The sequence below is a fragment of the Pseudonocardia ailaonensis genome (assembly GCF_039531635.1).
Classification (GTDB): domain Bacteria; phylum Actinomycetota; class Actinomycetes; order Mycobacteriales; family Pseudonocardiaceae; genus Pseudonocardia; species Pseudonocardia ailaonensis.
On record NZ_BAAAQK010000005.1, the window covers coordinates 742,584 to 758,518 of the forward strand.

The window sequence follows — 15,935 nt, forward strand, 5'->3', positions numbered from 1 at the left end:
GTGGAGGTTCGTGGTGGTCAGGGACATCCGTGAGCTGACGGACCAGCCGGAGGCCTACGCCGAGGAGCTCACCCGCCGGTGGTCCGGCCTCCTGAGCTACCGCTACATCGGCAGGCACTTCGACTCGATGGACGAGGGGGAGGAGAACGGCACCGTCCCGGTGCGCCGGGACATGCGCAACCCCGCGGGCGGCCTGCTGGTCGCGCCGATCTCGATCGCCTCGCCCGAGGGCGGGCTGCTGACCGACCTCACGTCGGTGCCGAACCCGGTCGTCCACTCCTGTCACATCGTCGACCCGGGGCACGACGTCCGGAGCTTCGAGGTGCGCCGGTCCGAGGACCTCCGGACCGGCCGCCGGCTCGCGTACAGCCGGTCGGTGATCGTGGACGCCGACGCGCCGGACCGGGTCCTGGCGGTCACGGAGGGGCAGGGGGCGATCATCGGCGTGCCGCCCGCCGGGCTGCAGAGGATGCCCGGTGCCCCGCTGGTGATCGAGGACTCACCGGACCTCCCGCCGCTGTCCGAGGCGTTCGGGGTGCTCCGCCGCCCCACCGGCGAGTGGGCCCTGCCCGAGCTCACCGTCGACGTCGCCTCCCCGGACGCCGCCCTGCACATCGGTCCGCAGCACGTCCTGCTCGAGACGGCGGCGATGGACGCCGCCTCGGCCGCGCTCGGCGGGCCGGTCCAGCTGCGGTCGTGGCACGTCATGTTCCTGGCCCGGGGGAAGCACGGCCCGTTCCGGGTGGAGTGCGAGCCGGCCACCGGGACCGGCTCCATGGTCGGCGTCCGGATGACCCTTCACGACGAGGGCGCCGACGACGTCCGGATCACCTCGGTATCGGCTCTCTTCGAGGCGGGTGCCCGCCTCAGCGCGTACCGCACCACCGGGCGATGAACAGTGCCACCGAGCCGGCCGATCGCGGTCCCGCCCGGAGCAGGCCGCCCCGCGTCGACCCAGGCGATCGAGCCGCCGCCCGCTCCGATCGAGCGATGTCGACAGACGAGATGCCGAGCAGGTCGCCCTCAGACCCCGCCCAGCCAGGTGTCCCGGGTGCGGACCAGCTCACCGTCGCGGGAGAGCCCGACGTCGAACGGCGTCCCGCCGGTGTCGCAGACGATCATGTCATCGCCCAGGCCTCGAGCCGGGAGTAGGTCAGGCCCGCCACCGGTGCCATGGCCGGACCGGACTTGGCCGCGTTGATCGGCGCCTTAACGATCTCGCCGATGTCCATGACACCGCCCATGCTCGTCGAGACCAGGAGCTCGCCCGCGCAGCCCGCGCCGCGCAGGTCGCGCTGCAGCTCGCCGAGGTGCCGCTGGATGAGGGGCTTCAGCGAGGCGTCGATCGCCGTCGCGGAGGCGCGGCGGTACTCCCGGACGATCGGCGCGAGCGGTGCGAGAGCGTGTGGGGAATGCCCGGCAACAGCTCCTCGAGCAGCTCGCCGATCCGCTCCTCGTGGGCGGGGTTCGCCACCGACCACAGCAGGCTCACGGCGACGGCCTCGAAGCCCCCGGCGGCGAGCCGCGCGAGGATCTCGGCCACCCGGCCCTCGTCCAGGGGGCCTGCTCACGGTCCCCTCCGCGGTGACCCGCTCGGGACTCCGAAGGTGTACCTGCGGGGGATGTACGGCTGCGGGTAGTCGTGACCGAAGTCGTGCCCGTCCCGCTTTCCGCCCTCCTTTAGGGCGAAGCGTTGGTAGAGAAACGCCACGAGTACCGCGACCATCGCCATCGCGAGCGCGGCGCCGAGGGTCAGGTCGATGGGGATCGGCGTCAGTATCTTGACCCCTCGGGTGAGGTCCTCGGACCCGACCACCACGACCTGGGTGAGCACCAGGAGGCCGAGCGTCGCGATGCCCGCCGCGAGGCCCGCGAGCCGCATGAGGACCAGCCCCACGACGAACGCGACGCACGCCGCGAACAGGGCGGCGAGGAGCGTGGCGGGCACCAGGCCGAGCTGCAGGCGCCCGAGGGCGCCCGGCAGGTGGGGCAGCATCGTCGCCTTGATCGCCAGCGGCATGCTTACGATCGCGGACGTGTAGGCGCCGATCACTATGAACGCCATGTGGCCGAAGGACACGATCCCGGAGTTGGCCACGAAGACCGAGAGCCCGACGACCAGTACCAGTTAGCGGAGCATGGTGGTCGCGTCCGTGACCGCCGCGTTCCCGATCAGGGGCCACTACCGCGGCAGCAGCCGCCGCGTCGCGGTGGCCGGGGGTTCGACGGAGGTCTGGGCCATCACGCCGTCCTCTCGAGGGTTCCGCGGATCCCCTGGGGCCGGGCGAGGAGGATCAGGATCACCGCGACGTACAGGAAGCCGTCCCCGTAATCGGCGAGCCCGGCGGGGAGCACCGCCTGCAGGAGTGTGGTGAGAACGCCGAGCACGAAACCTCCGATGGCCGCCCCGGGCAGGCTCCCCATGCCGCCGACGACGCAGGCGATGAACCCTTTGATCACGATGCTGAAGTCGAACTGCGGGGTGACGGTGCCGACCTGGCCGGCGAACAGGATCGCGGCGACGGCGGCCAGGAGCCCGGTGATGCCAAACGCTGCGGGGAGCACGGCGTTGACCCGGACCCCCAGCAGGCGCGCCATCGTCAGGTTCTCCGCGACGGCCCGCATCTGCAGGCCGAACGTCGTCCGGCGGAGGAACAGCGCGAGCAGCACCAGCGTCACGGCGGTGGTGAGGATGGTCGCCATCGCGATGGCCTGGACCCGAATGCCGCCGAGCGACTCCGAGCTGATGAAGCACGCGGGCATGACCAGCGGCTTGGCCACGTTGCCCGCCGTCAGCTGGGCCACGCTCTGCACCACCAGGGAGATCGCGAAGGACGCGATCATGAGCGTGGTGACGTCCGCGACCTGCAGGGGGCGGAAGGCCGCCGACTCCAGCAGCGGGGCCGCGGCGACACAGGCGACCACGACGAGCGGGATCCACACGAGCGGTCCGGACGGACCGAAGAAGAAGATGGCGTAGGCGCCGACCAGCAGCAGGCTCGAATGCGCGAAGTTGACCAGCCGCATCACGCTGAACACCGGGGCGACCCCGATCGGCACCACCGCGTAGAGCCCGCCGAGCAGTCCCGGAGCGCGGGGAACCGGTCGAGCGCCGGGGTCGAGGGAGTGCTGCCGCCAGCGCGAGCGGTGTGCCAGGCTGCCGAGCAGCAGGTTCTCGCGCACCGTCATCGAGCCGAAGATGTCACGGCCCTCGGGCACGAGCGAGACCCTTGCGCGACGACCTTCTCGGGACGCCCGTACGCGATCTGCCGGCCCCGGTAGGGGACCGAGCCCGCCACCGGGTCGAGCACCCCGGCGATCGAACACCGCGGTGGGGCCCGGCGGGCCGACCCCGAGCTAGCTAGCTCGTGGTCCTGCGGGCACAGGGGGTCGTGTGAGCACCACCGGCCCCGCGGGGGATGAGGCCATGTCGCGCGTCCCTGGCAGCGCACGCCCCTCGATCGGGCTCCGGTGCACCAGCGACCGGTGTCCTCGCGCATCTCGTCGTGCCTGCTGCGCCGGGACCGGACCGCCCTCATGTTCTCGGGGTCGCTCCCGCAGGCCGACAAGCCGCGGCTCTCGCTGCGGGACTTCACCGGTCAGCCCTTGTTTCGACCTCGTCGTTCTCCGCCGGCCTTCCCGTCTACTACGCGCGGTTGCGGGCGGTTCTCTCGGAGCGCGGGGGTGAACCAGACGGTCGACGTCGAGAGTCCACACAAGAATTCGCGATCTGCTGTCCACCGGCCAAGGCTTCTCCCTGTTCGTCGGGAGCGCCGAGACCAAGATGGAGTGCGAGGTCGGGTTCGGGCTCTGCATCCGCGAGGTGGACGATCTCGACCTGGATCTGGAGACCTACCCGGCGTGGTGTCCCGAGTCGGAGGCGTTTTCCCAGGAGACGGTGCAGGACGTGCTCGCCGACGTCGGCCGGCAGGGTCAGGTCCAGCTGTCTCCTCAGCCCGGTGCGCCGGGGCCGCTCGGCCTGGTCCGCCAGCACGACGTACCCGCCTGACCGGTACGGCTGCGCCGGTGCCCGGCTCGGCTCTCGCCTCAGCGGATCGTCGCGCCGGCATCCACGGTGAGCTCACTCCCCGTGACGTAGCGAGCCTCGTCCGAGGCGAGGTAGACGAGCGCGTTGCTGACGTCGACCGGCTCGAGACGCACCACCGGCAGCGAGTTCTGCAGCATGCCCGCGAGATCGGACCGGCTCTCGAGCAGCGCGGGGAGCGCGTCGGGCCTGCCCTGGGCGGTGTTCACGCCCGTCGGGTGCACGATGTTGAAGCGGATGTTGCGGTTGGCGTACTCCACGGCGAGGCTGCGGGTCACCCCCACCAGGGCGTGCTTGGCCGCGACGTAGGGGAGGAAGAAGGGGAGACCCCGCACCGCGGCCGTCGAGCCCGTCACGACCACGCTTCCTCCACCGGTCGTGAGCAAGTGCGGGATCGCGACCTGGCAGGTGTGCCATAGACCGGTGAGGTTGATGTCCAGAGTGGTCTGCCACACCTCTGGTGTGAGGTCCTCTGCCGCCTGAACCGTGACCACCGAGGCGTTGGCCGCCACGACGTCGAGCCTGCCGAGCTCCGCGACGCCCTCGTTGAGCGCCTTCGCCAGCGCGCCGACGTCGCGGACGTCGGCGACCGCGGTGTGGATCCTGCGGTCGAGAGCCTCCACCTGGCGGGCGGTCTCGGCGAGACCCTCGCGGGTGCCCATGCCGTACCGCACGATGTCCAGCTGCTCGCACAGGTCGACGGCGATGATGTCGGCCCCCTCCTGCGCCATCCGGACGGCGTGGCTGCGCCCCTGGCCCTGGGCGGCTCCGGTGATGAACACGACCTTGCCTGCAAGCCTCAACTGTCCCCCTGGATCGTCGGTTCGTGCAGCGGCGCCCGTGTCTCAGGTAGCCGCCTCGCCTTCCGCATACTGGCACGTCAGATGGAGTCGACCAATCGCTTGCTTCCACCCGAGCGGCGATCTCTCAGTTGAAACTGTCGGTCGGGCGGTTCTCGGCCGCCACCGCGGGCAAGAGGAGGAGAAGATCGGGCCCGGAGCTCGCCCGGTGACCTGATGCTGGCCGACGAACACGGTCGCCGCCAGACCGTCGCGTCCGTCCTGGCTACTAGACGACGTCGAGCTGATGCGGGCCCACGGCGTCACCGTCTCCGGTGCGAGCACCGCGTTCTACACCCTGCTGTACCTCCAGCAGCAGAGGCTCGAGCCGGAGCGACAGCTCGTCCCGACGCTGCGGCTGCTCACCGGCGGTGGCGCACCGCTCCCGGCGCAGGTCTACCGGGAGTTTCCGAAGGCCTCGACGTCGTCGTCGCGCACGGCTACGGCATGACCGAGTGCCCCATGATCACGGCCGGCCGGCCAGACGACACCGACGAGGCGCGCGAGGCCGCCTCCGGCCGCCCGGTGCGCGGCTGCGAGGTCGAGATCCGCTCCGAGGACGACGAGGTGTTCGAACCGGGGGAGCGCGGCGGGGTATGGGTCCGGGGGCCGATGCTCTTCCGCCACTACCTCCTCGACGGCGAGCCGTTGAGACCGCACGACGGCGCTGGTTCTTCACCGGTGACCTCGGGTACGTGCGCGGGGAAGGCCATGTCGTCCTCGTGGGGCGGGAGAAGGACGCAAGGGCGAGTCCATCAGCCCGGCCGAGATCGAGGAGGTCCTGGAGCAACTCGACGAGATCGCGGACGTCGCGGTGATCGGGCTACCCGACCCCGAGCGGGTAGAGCGGATCTGCGCGGTGGTGCAGCCGGCACCAGGACCAGGACCAGGACCAGGACCTCGCCGTCCCCCGGCGCGGCGTCGATGCGCACCTCGACGCCCGCGACCGCCCGCCCGCTGGTCGTCTCGACGACCTCGTCGGTATCGCCAAGCCGGGACATCGTCACGACGCCGCTCGACTCAGTCAACCCGTAGGCCGTGACGATGTCCTGGAAGCCCAGCTCCACTCGCATCCGACGGATCAGTGCGGACGGGATCATCGACGCGCCGGTCACTGCCAGCCGCAACGACGAGAGCTTCCGGCCCGTACGTGCCGGATCGTTCAACAGTGTGGCGAACAGCATCGGGGACCCGGGAGACCTGTCACGCGTTCCTGCTCGATCAGGGCGAGGACATCGGACGGGCGAGTCGAGGCACCGGGATGGCGGTCGCCACTCGGAGGATGCACGACAGCAGACCGGCCAGCAGACCAAAGCTGTGGAAGAACGGATTAACCAAGATGTAGCGGTCGCCCGCGCGCAGCCCGAGGTTGGCGGAGTAGGCGCTGTACAGACCGACGGCTTGTCCGTGCGTGAGCGGGACTGCCTTGGCGGCGCCGGTCGTGCCGGAGGTGAACATGACCTGCGTCCGGGTGCCCGGGGCGACGAGTCCGCTCGCGCTCTCGACCGCTGCCCTGTCGACGTCGCCGGCCGCCGCGAGGAGCGAGCCCCATGCGTTCGACGGGGCCGAACGTGACGATCGTGGGGGCCGCGTGGACGAGGCGTTGCTCATGACCATGGACGAGTAGTCGACACCGAGGAACCCGTCCTCGACGAACACCATGGAGGCGCCACTGCGCTCCAGAACCGCGTCGGCTTCCTCGGCCTTGTACCGAGTGTTCACCGGGACGAGGGTGATGCCGACGTTCATGCACGCCAGAGCCGTGAGCGCCCACCGGCTCCAGTTCGGTGCCCAGATCGCCACAACGTCGCCGGAGCGCAGGTCCCGGGCGAACAGCGCAGCTGACACGTCCTCGACCTCACGGCGCAGCTGGACGTATGTCAATCGGGCGTCGCGATCGACAACTGCCTCGACGTCGCCGTGCAGATCGGCCGTCCGGCGTAGCGCGCTGGGAACGGTTTCGACATCAGGAATTCGCGGGCGCGTCACGGTGGGCCTGCGGCTGCCTGTGCTGCTCATCGCATCCGTCCTTGCAAGGAGCCGGGGTGGTGTCCGGTCAGCATCGCGGCACACACGAGGCTGGCTGTCAACCAAGCGCTTGGTACTCTTAGTCGACCACTGGAGGGTGCGCATGCAGTTCGATATCATCCTGCCCGGGACCAATCGTCTCCCGGGCTTCTATCCCTGGTCCCACGAGCTCGACTCCGACGGCTTCCGTCGGATCCTGGCCACGGCCGACGAGGCGGGGTTCCGTGGTGTTGCGGTGTCGGAGCACCTGGCGATGCCTCATCACGAGGTGCCGCGGCTGGGTTCGTATTGGCAGGACGCGCTAACGGTGGCCGCGTTCGCCGCCGCCGCCACTCGCCGGATCCGGCTGGACTTCGCCGTACTCGTGCTCCCACTCCATCATCCGCTACGCCTCGCCAAGGCCCTCGGAACGATTGACGTGCTCTCGGCCGGCCGGTTGGACGTCTCGATCGGGGTCGGTCATGCGGAGTCGGAGTTCGCCGCGGTGGACATACCCTTCGAGCGGCGTGGGGCGATTACGGACGAGATCCTCGTGGCGCTCACCACGCTCTGGACCCAGGAGTACCCCGCGCACCGCGGCGCCCGGTTCACGATCGAGGGCCTGGCGATCGAGCCGACCCCGCTGCAGAAGCCGCATCCGCCGATCTATGTCGGCGGCAACTCGAAACCCGCCCTCCGACGCGCGGCCCGCCACGACGGGTGGCAGCCCAACCCGACCGACTTCAGTCTCGAGATGATCCCACCGCTGATGGACTACGTGCGTGCCAGGCCGGAGTTCACTGGAAAGGAGCGGACGTTCGATCTCAACTGGATCAAGTCCCCGGCAGGTGTCGAGCTGTCGAACGGGTTCGCCCAGACGACGCCGACGGCCCTGCGGGCGTATCGGGACCAGCTTGTCGCGGCCTACCTGGGCCCGTATCGCAAGGTCGGCATCACCCGGACGGTGGCGGAGTCGCCGCCGGCAGTCGGGTCGGAGGCGGAGTACTGCGACTACCTGCGGTGGTTCGCGAGCGAGGTGATGTCCGAGGTGGACGGATCCCCGCGGCTATGACCCGCGCCCGACGGCCCGCTTCACCGAGTGCTCCCCCTGCGGAGGGTCACGGCCACCCCCGACAACGTCGGCATTCCGGTGAGCGAATCGATGTCGTGCTCACCCGACAGCAGGTCGTTCACGGAGGACGGCGCCCGCCAGCCGTGGGGGATACTCAGAACGCCGATGCTCATGTCCGCGTCGATTCGGGCCAGGCCCTGCATTTCGCCGATGTCGGTACCGATCGTCACGACGTCACCGTCTCCGACCGACGCACGGTCCGCGTCGGCGGGATGCATGATCACCTCCGGCATCGGGGTTTCCTGGAGGAAGCGCAGGAATCCGTTCAACTGCCTGCGTTCGCGTCGGGGTATCAACACGAGCGGGCCTGGGGCGTGAGTGAGTTCGGCGAGCTGCCCCACCAGGAGTGGGGGTGCGATCCGCCAACGTCCCTCCGGAAGTACGGCACCCCCCAGTACCCACCCGAAGATGGCGCTCGTCTCGGCAAAGACGGGCCCGTCACCGTCGAGCACCTGGCTGAACGGCAGGCGTGCGCCGGCGGCCATCTCGGCCAGGACGTCGTCGGTGGTCGCTCGATGTGGATCCAGCCCACCGGTTAGAACGTCGAGGCCGAGTCGGTCGGCGATCTGTGCCATGATCCACCACAGTGGCCTCCGTCCTCCGCTGAGCGGGACGGTCGCCGGCGTGTACTGACCGACGACACTCGACTGAAATATCTCCGACGAGGTGCTCAGGTCCGATCGTTCGAGCGGGCCCGCGGCCGGCGCCACGTGTGTCGCGAACTCCGTCGTCTCGTTGGCGACGATATCGACGACAGCGAGAATTTCTATGTCCCGCAGCGCGTCGGTCAATCTCCTGGTTTGCGGGTTCGCCGCGACGAGATTCGCACCGAGAGCGAACAGGGCTCGCAGGTTTCCGGCCGCGACCTCGTCCGGGATGGCCACCGCCGGTAGCTGATTGTTTCGCCCACACAGCTCGGGCCGGCTCAAGGGGCCCGGGGTCACATTCCCTTCGGGCGGTGCTGGCTGGAACGTGCTTCTGTCGTTCTGTCGGAAGAAGCCCGGGTTGAACCATGTCCCTCGGGGGCGGTCCAGCGAGCCGGTGACCGCTCCCAATGCCCAGGCCATCCACTCCAGGACATTCGCGGTACGTGACATCGAAGCGCCGGTCCCCGTCACGATCGAAACGCGGCCGGCCCGCCGAACCGCGCTCAGAAGATCCAGTAGATCCTGTTCCTGCAGGCCGGTCATGCCGGCCACGGTGTCGATGTCGAAACCGGCGACCGTGCGCTTGAGCTTCGTTGTCCCGGCGACGTGGTCCTCCAGGTAGCGCTGATCGGCACCACTCGAGAGAAGCTCGCGGACCAGGAACGCCAGCACGGCGTAGTCCGTTCCGGGCCTGGCCGAGAGATGCCGGGTGGCCGCCCTCGCGGTTTCGGTGCGTCTCGGGTCGAGAACCCACACCTGTCCTCTGGAGCGGATCTGCCGTAGCCGTCCGAGCGGGTTGCTCATCCCAATTCCGTGGCCGTGGGAGATGACGGGGTTCGTCGCGACGATCAGCATGAACTCCGTTCCCTCGAGGTCGGGTACCGGAAACAGCCGCACGGAACCACCGACCAGGTCCGCCACCAGTGGTTTGTTGGGGGAGTCGAGAGTGTAGCTGCTGTAGACGCTGTTCGTTCCCAATGCAGAGAGGAAGGCCTGGCCGATCCTGTGGCCGGACGCGTCGAAATACGATCCACCACTATAAAAGCCTCCGACCGCGGAGGGGCCGTACCCGGCGATGATCGACGACAATCGGCCGCTCAGATCGTCGAGCCATTCGGTCCACCCGACCTCGACGAGGCGGCCGTTCCGACGGATCATCGGCTCGTTCAGTCGTGTCGGGTCGTGGTGCGCGACGCCGAGTGAACGGCCTTTCACACAGGTGTATCCCTGAGAAATCGGATGTGCCTTGTCTCCCCGCACCTTCATGACGGTGTCGGCCTCCACGGAGACGAGCACCCCGCAACCCGCAGTGCACAGGCGACAGAAGGTCCGGACCTCGGCTGTTCCCATTGTGATGCACCTCCGACTACGCGCCGCGGCTACCGATCCGAGGTGGTTCTGCGGTGCACCGGGATCGGTATCGCTCGGCGGATTCGTTTCACCAGTCCTGCCACGGGATGATCGTCCGCAGTGGTGTGGAGAGCAGGACCTGCTCGGCCTGCGGGGCGGGCGCCCCTCGCCCGTCGGCGTCCTGGGCGGCGATCCGCTTGCCTATCTCCCGCGTGACCTGCTCGGGGTCGTCGTCGAGGTAGAGCAGCGTGATCCGCAGCGAGCCGCGGGGGTGGTCCGGGACCGAGTCGAGCGGGAGGCTCGTGTGCCGCTGGGTCTCGATCAACGAGAAGGTCCACGCACCCGCAACGCCCGGACAGTCGAGCAGGTCCGGGATACGGACGGTGTCGAGCCAGCGGAACTGCTCGTGTGCGGTCGCTCCGTGCGGTTCGTCGAGTCGGGTCAGCGTGAGGTGCATCCCGCGATTCGGTCGGAAGGGGAGGGTCTCGGCCGAGACGGCGACTCGCGGCGCGGCGTACCCGAGAACCGGTGCAAAGAACCCGAGCAGGGGACGCCGCACCCCGGGCAGAAGCGGTCCGCGGCCCCACTGGAACGAGTCCTCACCCAGCCTGTTCCACTCGTCGAGGCTCGTGTCGTAGGGCGGGCGGAACCAGTACATCGCCATGTAGTCGACGTCGGCGAAGGGCGCGTCCGGCTCGCCAGCGACCTCCCGGCCGACCTGCGCACAGCCCGGTGTCCGGGCCCAGCGGTCGCCCCAGGCGACACCGGGAAGACGCAAATTCTCCGGGCGGTGGTCGAGCTGGTGCCACTCGTTGTAGATGCGGTGCTGGGCCGGTGACTTATCGCTCAGCGTCACGAATGAAAAGAAGGTGCGCTCTGAGAACACGATGACCTCCACGTCGAGTCCGTGCCGGGATCTCACCATCGAGCAAGCGCTAGCTTGTACCTACTATAGCGGACGTCTTCTGGGTCGGGCGCGGTCAGGGTGAGGTCGCCAGGGAGGCGCGCTGGCGTGCGATCGGTGATCCGAGAGGCTCGGGATCGAGTTGTTGACATTATCGTCAAGCTCCAGTAGACCCTAGGAGTCCCGGGGCGCCGCCCATTCGGGCCGGCCGCGTGGTCGGAGCAGGTACGGAGCGCGAGAATGCCGACCACTACATCGCATCCTGCTCCACGTCGTGTGCGCCCGCTGAAGGCTTCGCATGCGCCGGCACGACCTCATCACGACCGTCCCACCCCGCCGGAGGATCAGAGAATGGTGACCGCGAGCGTCGACCACATCGTTGCCATCGTGGAACGGTTCCACCGCGACATGGGAAGGCTGGCCCCGGACGAGGCCACGAACCTGTTCACGGACTACGCCTACATCCAGATGATGATGAAGGAGCCCTACGTCGGGCGCGAAGAGATCCACGAGATGTTCACGATCTGGTTCACGAGCCACACCGACATCGTCACGACGCCGCGGACCGTGACCGGCCAGGACAACCGGGTCGCTGTCGAGTGGGTCGACATCTCCGACCACGAAGGCAAGCACTACGAAGTTCCGTGCTTCGGGATCTTCGAATTTGACGGTGACAAGATTGCGGCCTGGCGCCTCTACTACGACTACGCCCTCGAACGGGGCCAGAAGGCGGGGCTGAAGCTGCCGATCTATGAGACCGCACCCCAGGCCTGACCCGACCAGGAAGTTCCAGGCAGACAGAGACGTCATGGACCCACGAAAGTTGTGTCATTGTGCCTGAGTCGGTACTTCCGATCGCGGAGGAGCTGCAGCCCCTGGTTGCCGCCCTACCGCCCCTGACGGCCACGGAAGCGAGCCTGTCGTCGCTTCGTGAGATTTCGCTGCCCAGCGGACCCCGGTCCACCGAGATGGTCCTGAGCGTCGACGAGGTCATTCGCTCCGAACCGCCGCTCGTCGTCCGGGTCCACAGGCCTCGCTCCGGGCGGTCGTCGGCCCCCTGCGTGCTCGGGCTGCACGGGGGCGGTTACGTCTTCGGCTCGAGAGCGGCCCAGGACGAGCGGTTGGCGCACTGGTGCACGACGTTCGACTGCGTGGCGGTCTCCGTCGAGTACCGGCTGGCGCCCGAGGCGCCGTACCCCGCCGCGCTCGAGGACAGCTACTGCACCTTGTCCTGGGTGGTGGACAACGCCGATCGACTAGGGATCGACGTCGGACGGGTGGGGGTCTACGGGCCGAGCGCCGGTGGTGGGCTGGCGGCGGCGTTGGCGCTTTACGCACGGGACAAGGGAGCGTTCAGGCTGGGTTTCCAGGTGCTGGAGGCTGCCATGCTCGACGACCGGCAGACCACGGCGTCGAGTCGTGCGGACGAGCTCGCCATCTGGAACCGTGAGTCCAACGCCTTCGGGTGGGCGAGCTATCTGGGTCCGCTGGCCCGTACCGCGGATCTGCCCGCCTACGCGGCGGCGGGCCGCGCGGGGGACCTGAGCGGCCTGCCGCCGGCACTCGTGATCGTCGGGGGCGCCGACGGCTTCAGGGACGAGAACGTCGCCTATGCCGTGCGCCTTGCGGACGCGGGAGTGCCAACCGACCTGCACGTGGTGGCCGGTGCGCCGCACGGGGTCCAGATGTTCGCGGACTCTGCAGTGATGCACCGCTGGAACTCGATCGTCGAGAACTGGCTGGGCGGGGTCCTCGGGCCGGTGGGTGCGCGCAGTGCTGCGGGGAAGGAGACCAAGTGACACCGACGTTGGAGGGCTCGGCCGCGCTAGTGACGGGCGGGGGTTCGTCGATCGGGTTCGAATCGGCTCGGCGGCTCGCCCGGGACGGTGCGGCCGTCACCATCGTGGGCCGTGACGAGTCGAAGCTCCAGCGCGCGGCGGAGACACTGCGGCAGGAACGGCCCGGGGCACGAGTCGAGTGGACCCGATGCGACGTCACGATCGAGAGCGATGTCGAACGGGCGGTGGCCTACGCGACGGACCGCCACGACGTCCTGAACATCTGCGTGGCGTCGGCGGGCGGCTCGTCCGGAATGGCGCCCCTGCTGCTGACACCCGCGGACCAGCTGCGCGACGACCTCGCCCTCAACATTGTTGGCACGTTCCTGACGCTGAAGCACAGCGCCACCGCGATGCGGGCCGCCGGTGGCGGCTCGTTCGTAGCGATCTCGTCCAACAGCGCGACGATCGCCTATCCATACCTGAGCTCCTACTGCGCCTCCAAGGCCGGCCTCGAGGCACTCATCCGTGTCGCGGCGGACGAGCTCGGCACTTTCAACATCCGTGTGAATGCCCTGCGGCCCGGCCTGGTGAGGCGCGAGGCACACAGCCCGATCTTCTCCGATCCACGGCTGGTGGACAACTACCTGCGGGTGACACCGCTCGGGCGGACCGGGATCGCGGCCGACGTTGGTGGGGCGGTGCGTTTCCTGGCCGGCCCGGAATCCGCTTGGGTCACGGGGCAGAGCTTCGCCGTCGACGGAGGCCATGAGCTGCGTGGGGCCCCCGATCTTGAGGCGGTCGCCCGCCGTCGGCTCGGCGACGAGGCGATGGATGGCGTGACGGCGACGACGCAGCCGTCCGCCGCGCCGGGAGCCTGACGAGTGACCACCGATGCTCTCCAGGACGAGCTGCACCGCAGGCTCGAGCTGCGTGATCTCGTCGAGCGCTACGGCAGCGCGGCCGACGCCCGAGATCGAGGCGCGTTCGCCGCGCTCTTCGCACCGCACGGGGTCCTCGTCACCTCGTCCGGTGAGCGACTCACCGGGCGGGCCGAGGTCGCCACCGTTGTGGACGGTCTGGCCGCCCGCTACCAGCGGACGTTCCACTTCGTCGGCCGCCAGGAACTGCAAGTCACGACCGGGGTCGTGAGCGCGGCGGTCACCTGCCTGGCTCACCACCTTCTCCGGCAGGACGACGGCGAACCGCGCGACGACCTCCTGCTGATCGAGTACGCGGACTCGTACACCTGCCTCGACGGACGGTGGCGCGTCGCCTCACGGCGGATCGACATCGCGTGGCAGCTCCAGCGTCCGCTCCGTGCCGCCTGACCGGACTCGGCCGGTACCCACCCGGGCCGGGCGGGCCGTCGGCAGCAGCCGAAGGCTGTTCAACCCCGTTGCGCGTTCCGTCGCGGCGGCCATGTCGGGATACCGGTGGCGTACACCGGTACGGACCACGAAGAGGATCTGATGTCGGGTCGGCTCGAGAACAAGGTTGCCATCGTGACCGGCGGTGGTCGCGGAGTGGGGGCTGCGGCCGCCCGCGCCTACGCCGCCGAAGGGGCCCACGTCGTCGTCGCGGACATCGCCGCGGAGCGGGCAGAAGCCATGGCGGCCGAGCTCGGTTCGCGCGCCCGGGCGGTCCACTGCGACGTGGGAGAGGAAGCCGGCTGGGAGGAGCTGGTCGACGTGGCGCTGCGGGAGTTCGGCACCGTCGACGTCCTGGCGAACGTGGCTGCCACCCTGTACCTGGGTCTCCTGGTCGAGACCCCGCTCGACGCCTATCTCCGGGTGAACCGCGTGAACGAGGTGGGCACGTTCCTGGGCATGAGAACCGTTCTACCGATCATGAACAAGGCTGGCCGGGGGTCGATCGTGAACTATGCGTCCAGCGGAGTCTTTCGCGTTCCCCCCTTCCACACGTCCTACATCGCGAGCAAGTTCGCCGTACGCGGGCTGACCAAGGCGGCCGCCATGGAGGCGTCGCCCGGTGTCCGGGTCAACTGCGTCTCCGGGCTCGGTGGAGGCAGCGCCTTCCTGCACGAGGCGCCTCGATCCGAGGCCGCTCAAGAGCTCCTCGACGCGACTGCCAGCGTCAAGGGGTTCGACCAGGCATCGGCCGTCGACGAGAAGTGGTTCGGTGAGCGGGCCGTCCCCACGTTGGTCTTCCTCGCCTCGGACGACAGCATCGGCTACAACGGGGCGGACTTCGTGCTCGACGAGGGCCGGAGTGTCGGCATCACGCTTGACGAGATGCGCCGTGGGGCCGGCCCGTTCGGGTAGCAACGGCCTGGCGTCGTTCCGACTGCCCGCCCGGGGATCGCCGATGCTCGGCAACCTCAGGCGGGCACCGTCACGATTGGCCCCTCGTTGAGGATGTTCGTGTAGTTTCGCTTGCACACCCGCCATCCCTGCGGAGTGCGCACCAACTCGTCCTCGTAGGTACCCCATTGCGAGCACAGCTCCCCGTCGAACTGTCCGCGTCCGCGATGGACGGCGAAAAAGTTCACTTTAGTGAACGCGCGGTCTCCGTCGATCCGAACGCGGAAGTTGGAGACGTTGTGTGCGGTCGCACCGCAGAGGGAGTCCGGTCCGAGGCTGGCATGCATGCCAGCGATCAGCGAGTCCCGCGTGTGCTCCGAGTGGGTGCGGCTGGCGCCCCAGTAATAGCCGTACTTGTCCGCGGCGAACACCTGGTCCAGCTTGTCGAAGTCCTTGGCGTCGACGAGCTCGCAATAGCGTATGTACACCTGTTCGATCTGGTGCTTGTCGCTGAAGAACTGCAGTTCGTTCATCGTGAACTCCTTCGCCGAGAGCAAATCACTCGAGGGCAGATCGTGTCGATCGTCTGTTCACAGGACGGAGAAGCCAGCGTCCACGGCCAGCGACATACCAGTCACGTAGCGGGCCGCAGGGAAGGCGAGCCAGGCGACGGCCTGCTGACGTCGTGAGCCTCGATGTGCCCCACCGGCAGGGCGTTCGCCAGGTTCGCCCGGCTGCGCCGCGCGCGGTCAAGCATATCCCTCCGGAGTCGTTGTGGATCATCGGCGTGTCGATGCCGCTGTGGCCCCAGCAGGCCGGCCTTGGCGGCAGTGTAGGCGGCCGCACCAGCGTTGCCGTGGCAGAAGCCCTTGAGGGCCGCGGTCGATCCGGTGATGACGACTGAGCCGCCCGACCCTGCTCGATCATCGAGAGAGACAGGCCTGGATCCACGTCGATGGCCGCCGCACA

At 68.9% G+C, this 15,935-nt stretch carries 20 protein-coding genes and 2 pseudogenes; 12 read left to right on the forward strand and 10 right to left on the reverse strand.

Features of this window, described 5'->3' with window-relative positions; all coding sequences use genetic code 11:
- Positions 1 to 10 precede the first annotated feature (10 nt).
- Positions 11 to 895, forward strand: coding sequence for a hypothetical protein (locus ABD324_RS12270; protein ID WP_344415678.1), 885 nt, complete (start codon positions 11 to 13; stop codon positions 893 to 895).
- Between the two features lie 223 nt (positions 896 to 1,118).
- On the opposite strand, the gene ABD324_RS12275 is transcribed toward ABD324_RS12270, so the two are convergent.
- The 4 genes from ABD324_RS12275 to ABD324_RS12290 form a co-directional block, all read right to left on the reverse strand.
- A complete protein-coding gene (locus ABD324_RS12275) occupies positions 1,119 to 1,382 on the reverse strand; it encodes a hydantoinase/oxoprolinase family protein (RefSeq protein WP_344416375.1) in 264 nt (87 codons plus the stop codon).
- Positions 1,331 to 1,558, reverse strand: a complete 228-nt coding sequence (locus ABD324_RS12280; RefSeq protein WP_344416377.1) for a hydantoinase/oxoprolinase N-terminal domain-containing protein — start codon at positions 1,556 to 1,558, stop codon at positions 1,331 to 1,333. The genes ABD324_RS12275 and ABD324_RS12280 overlap by 52 nt, the downstream gene beginning before the upstream one ends.
- Positions 1,559 to 1,567: 9 nt before the next feature.
- On the reverse strand, positions 1,568 to 2,065 hold the full coding sequence (locus ABD324_RS12285) for a hypothetical protein (protein ID WP_344415680.1): 498 nt from the start codon (positions 2,063 to 2,065) through the stop codon (positions 1,568 to 1,570).
- A gap of 176 nt (positions 2,066 to 2,241) precedes the next feature.
- Entirely contained in the window at positions 2,242 to 3,219 is a 978-nt protein-coding gene (locus ABD324_RS12290) for a branched-chain amino acid ABC transporter permease (RefSeq protein WP_344415682.1), read from the reverse strand.
- 565 nt (positions 3,220 to 3,784) lie between these two features.
- Between ABD324_RS12290 and ABD324_RS12295 the strand changes: the two genes are divergently transcribed.
- On the forward strand, positions 3,785 to 4,009 hold the full coding sequence (locus ABD324_RS12295; RefSeq protein ID WP_344415684.1) for a hypothetical protein: 225 nt from the start codon (positions 3,785 to 3,787) through the stop codon (positions 4,007 to 4,009).
- Between the two features lie 38 nt (positions 4,010 to 4,047).
- Here ABD324_RS12295 and ABD324_RS12300 read toward each other — a convergent pair whose 3' ends face one another.
- The gene (locus ABD324_RS12300) at positions 4,048 to 4,848 is read right to left on the reverse strand and encodes a mycofactocin-coupled SDR family oxidoreductase (RefSeq protein WP_344415686.1); all 801 of its coding nucleotides are present in this window, start codon (positions 4,846 to 4,848) and stop codon (positions 4,048 to 4,050) included.
- A gap of 283 nt (positions 4,849 to 5,131) precedes the next feature.
- Between ABD324_RS12300 and ABD324_RS12305 the strand changes: the two genes are divergently transcribed.
- From ABD324_RS12305 to ABD324_RS37210, 3 genes and pseudogenes are all read left to right on the forward strand, one after another.
- Positions 5,132 to 5,335, forward strand: a complete 204-nt coding sequence (locus tag ABD324_RS12305) for a hypothetical protein (protein ID WP_344415688.1) — start codon at positions 5,132 to 5,134, stop codon at positions 5,333 to 5,335.
- Positions 5,336 to 5,346: 11 nt separating this feature from the next.
- A pseudogene (locus tag ABD324_RS37205) lies at positions 5,347 to 5,457 on the forward strand (hypothetical protein); the annotation flags it as partial.
- Between the two features lie 196 nt (positions 5,458 to 5,653).
- The gene (locus ABD324_RS37210) at positions 5,654 to 5,926 is read left to right on the forward strand and encodes an AMP-binding enzyme (RefSeq protein WP_425565845.1); all 273 of its coding nucleotides are present in this window, start codon (positions 5,654 to 5,656) and stop codon (positions 5,924 to 5,926) included.
- On the opposite strand, the pseudogene ABD324_RS37215 reads toward ABD324_RS37210, so the two are convergent.
- Both ABD324_RS37215 and ABD324_RS12310 read right to left on the reverse strand, forming a co-directional pair.
- Positions 5,820 to 6,068 (reverse strand): annotated as a pseudogene (locus tag ABD324_RS37215) (AMP-binding protein); the annotation flags it as partial. The gene ABD324_RS37210 and the pseudogene ABD324_RS37215 overlap by 107 nt on opposite strands.
- 37 nt (positions 6,069 to 6,105) lie before the next feature.
- Positions 6,106 to 6,903, reverse strand: coding sequence for an AMP-binding protein (locus ABD324_RS12310; RefSeq protein WP_344415690.1), 798 nt, complete (start codon positions 6,901 to 6,903; stop codon positions 6,106 to 6,108).
- 112 nt (positions 6,904 to 7,015) lie between these two features.
- Between ABD324_RS12310 and ABD324_RS12315 the strand changes: the two genes are divergently transcribed.
- Positions 7,016 to 7,963, forward strand: a complete 948-nt coding sequence (locus ABD324_RS12315; protein ID WP_344416378.1) for a TIGR03619 family F420-dependent LLM class oxidoreductase — start codon at positions 7,016 to 7,018, stop codon at positions 7,961 to 7,963.
- 20 nt (positions 7,964 to 7,983) lie between these two features.
- Here ABD324_RS12315 and ABD324_RS12320 read toward each other — a convergent pair whose 3' ends face one another.
- On the reverse strand, positions 7,984 to 10,020 hold the full coding sequence (locus ABD324_RS12320) for a molybdopterin-containing oxidoreductase family protein (protein ID WP_344415692.1): 2,037 nt from the start codon (positions 10,018 to 10,020) through the stop codon (positions 7,984 to 7,986).
- Positions 10,021 to 10,108: 88 nt separating this feature from the next.
- Positions 10,109 to 10,876 (reverse strand): hypothetical protein, encoded by a 768-nt coding sequence (locus ABD324_RS12325; RefSeq protein WP_344415694.1) that lies wholly within the window; start codon positions 10,874 to 10,876, stop codon positions 10,109 to 10,111.
- Between the two features lie 399 nt (positions 10,877 to 11,275).
- Here ABD324_RS12325 and ABD324_RS12330 point away from each other — a divergent pair, with 399 nt between their 5' ends.
- The 5 genes from ABD324_RS12330 to ABD324_RS12350 all read left to right on the forward strand — a co-directional run bounded on the left by ABD324_RS12330 (position 11,276) and on the right by ABD324_RS12350 (position 14,987).
- Positions 11,276 to 11,698 carry a nuclear transport factor 2 family protein gene (locus ABD324_RS12330; protein WP_344415696.1) on the forward strand — a complete coding sequence of 141 codons (423 nt, stop codon included), beginning with the start codon at positions 11,276 to 11,278 and terminating at the stop codon, positions 11,696 to 11,698.
- A gap of 194 nt (positions 11,699 to 11,892) precedes the next feature.
- Entirely contained in the window at positions 11,893 to 12,723 is an 831-nt protein-coding gene (locus ABD324_RS12335; protein ID WP_344415698.1) for an alpha/beta hydrolase, read from the forward strand.
- The gene (locus ABD324_RS12340; RefSeq protein WP_344415700.1) at positions 12,720 to 13,583 is read left to right on the forward strand and encodes an SDR family oxidoreductase; all 864 of its coding nucleotides are present in this window, start codon (positions 12,720 to 12,722) and stop codon (positions 13,581 to 13,583) included. The genes ABD324_RS12335 and ABD324_RS12340 overlap by 4 nt, the downstream gene beginning before the upstream one ends.
- A gap of 3 nt (positions 13,584 to 13,586) precedes the next feature.
- Positions 13,587 to 14,033, forward strand: a complete 447-nt coding sequence (locus ABD324_RS12345) for a nuclear transport factor 2 family protein (RefSeq protein WP_344415702.1) — start codon at positions 13,587 to 13,589, stop codon at positions 14,031 to 14,033.
- Between the two features lie 174 nt (positions 14,034 to 14,207).
- Positions 14,208 to 14,987 carry an SDR family oxidoreductase gene (locus ABD324_RS12350; RefSeq protein WP_344415704.1) on the forward strand — a complete coding sequence of 260 codons (780 nt, stop codon included), beginning with the start codon at positions 14,208 to 14,210 and terminating at the stop codon, positions 14,985 to 14,987.
- A gap of 56 nt (positions 14,988 to 15,043) precedes the next feature.
- Here ABD324_RS12350 and ABD324_RS12355 read toward each other — a convergent pair whose 3' ends face one another.
- Positions 15,044 to 15,499 (reverse strand): nuclear transport factor 2 family protein, encoded by a 456-nt coding sequence (locus ABD324_RS12355; RefSeq protein ID WP_344415706.1) that lies wholly within the window; start codon positions 15,497 to 15,499, stop codon positions 15,044 to 15,046.
- 152 nt (positions 15,500 to 15,651) lie between these two features.
- On the opposite strand from ABD324_RS12355, the gene ABD324_RS12360 reads away from it, so the two are divergent.
- Complete coding sequence (locus ABD324_RS12360) at positions 15,652 to 15,870, forward strand: hypothetical protein (RefSeq protein ID WP_344415708.1); 219 nt, start codon at positions 15,652 to 15,654, stop codon at positions 15,868 to 15,870.
- The last annotated feature ends 65 nt before the right edge of the window (positions 15,871 to 15,935 follow it).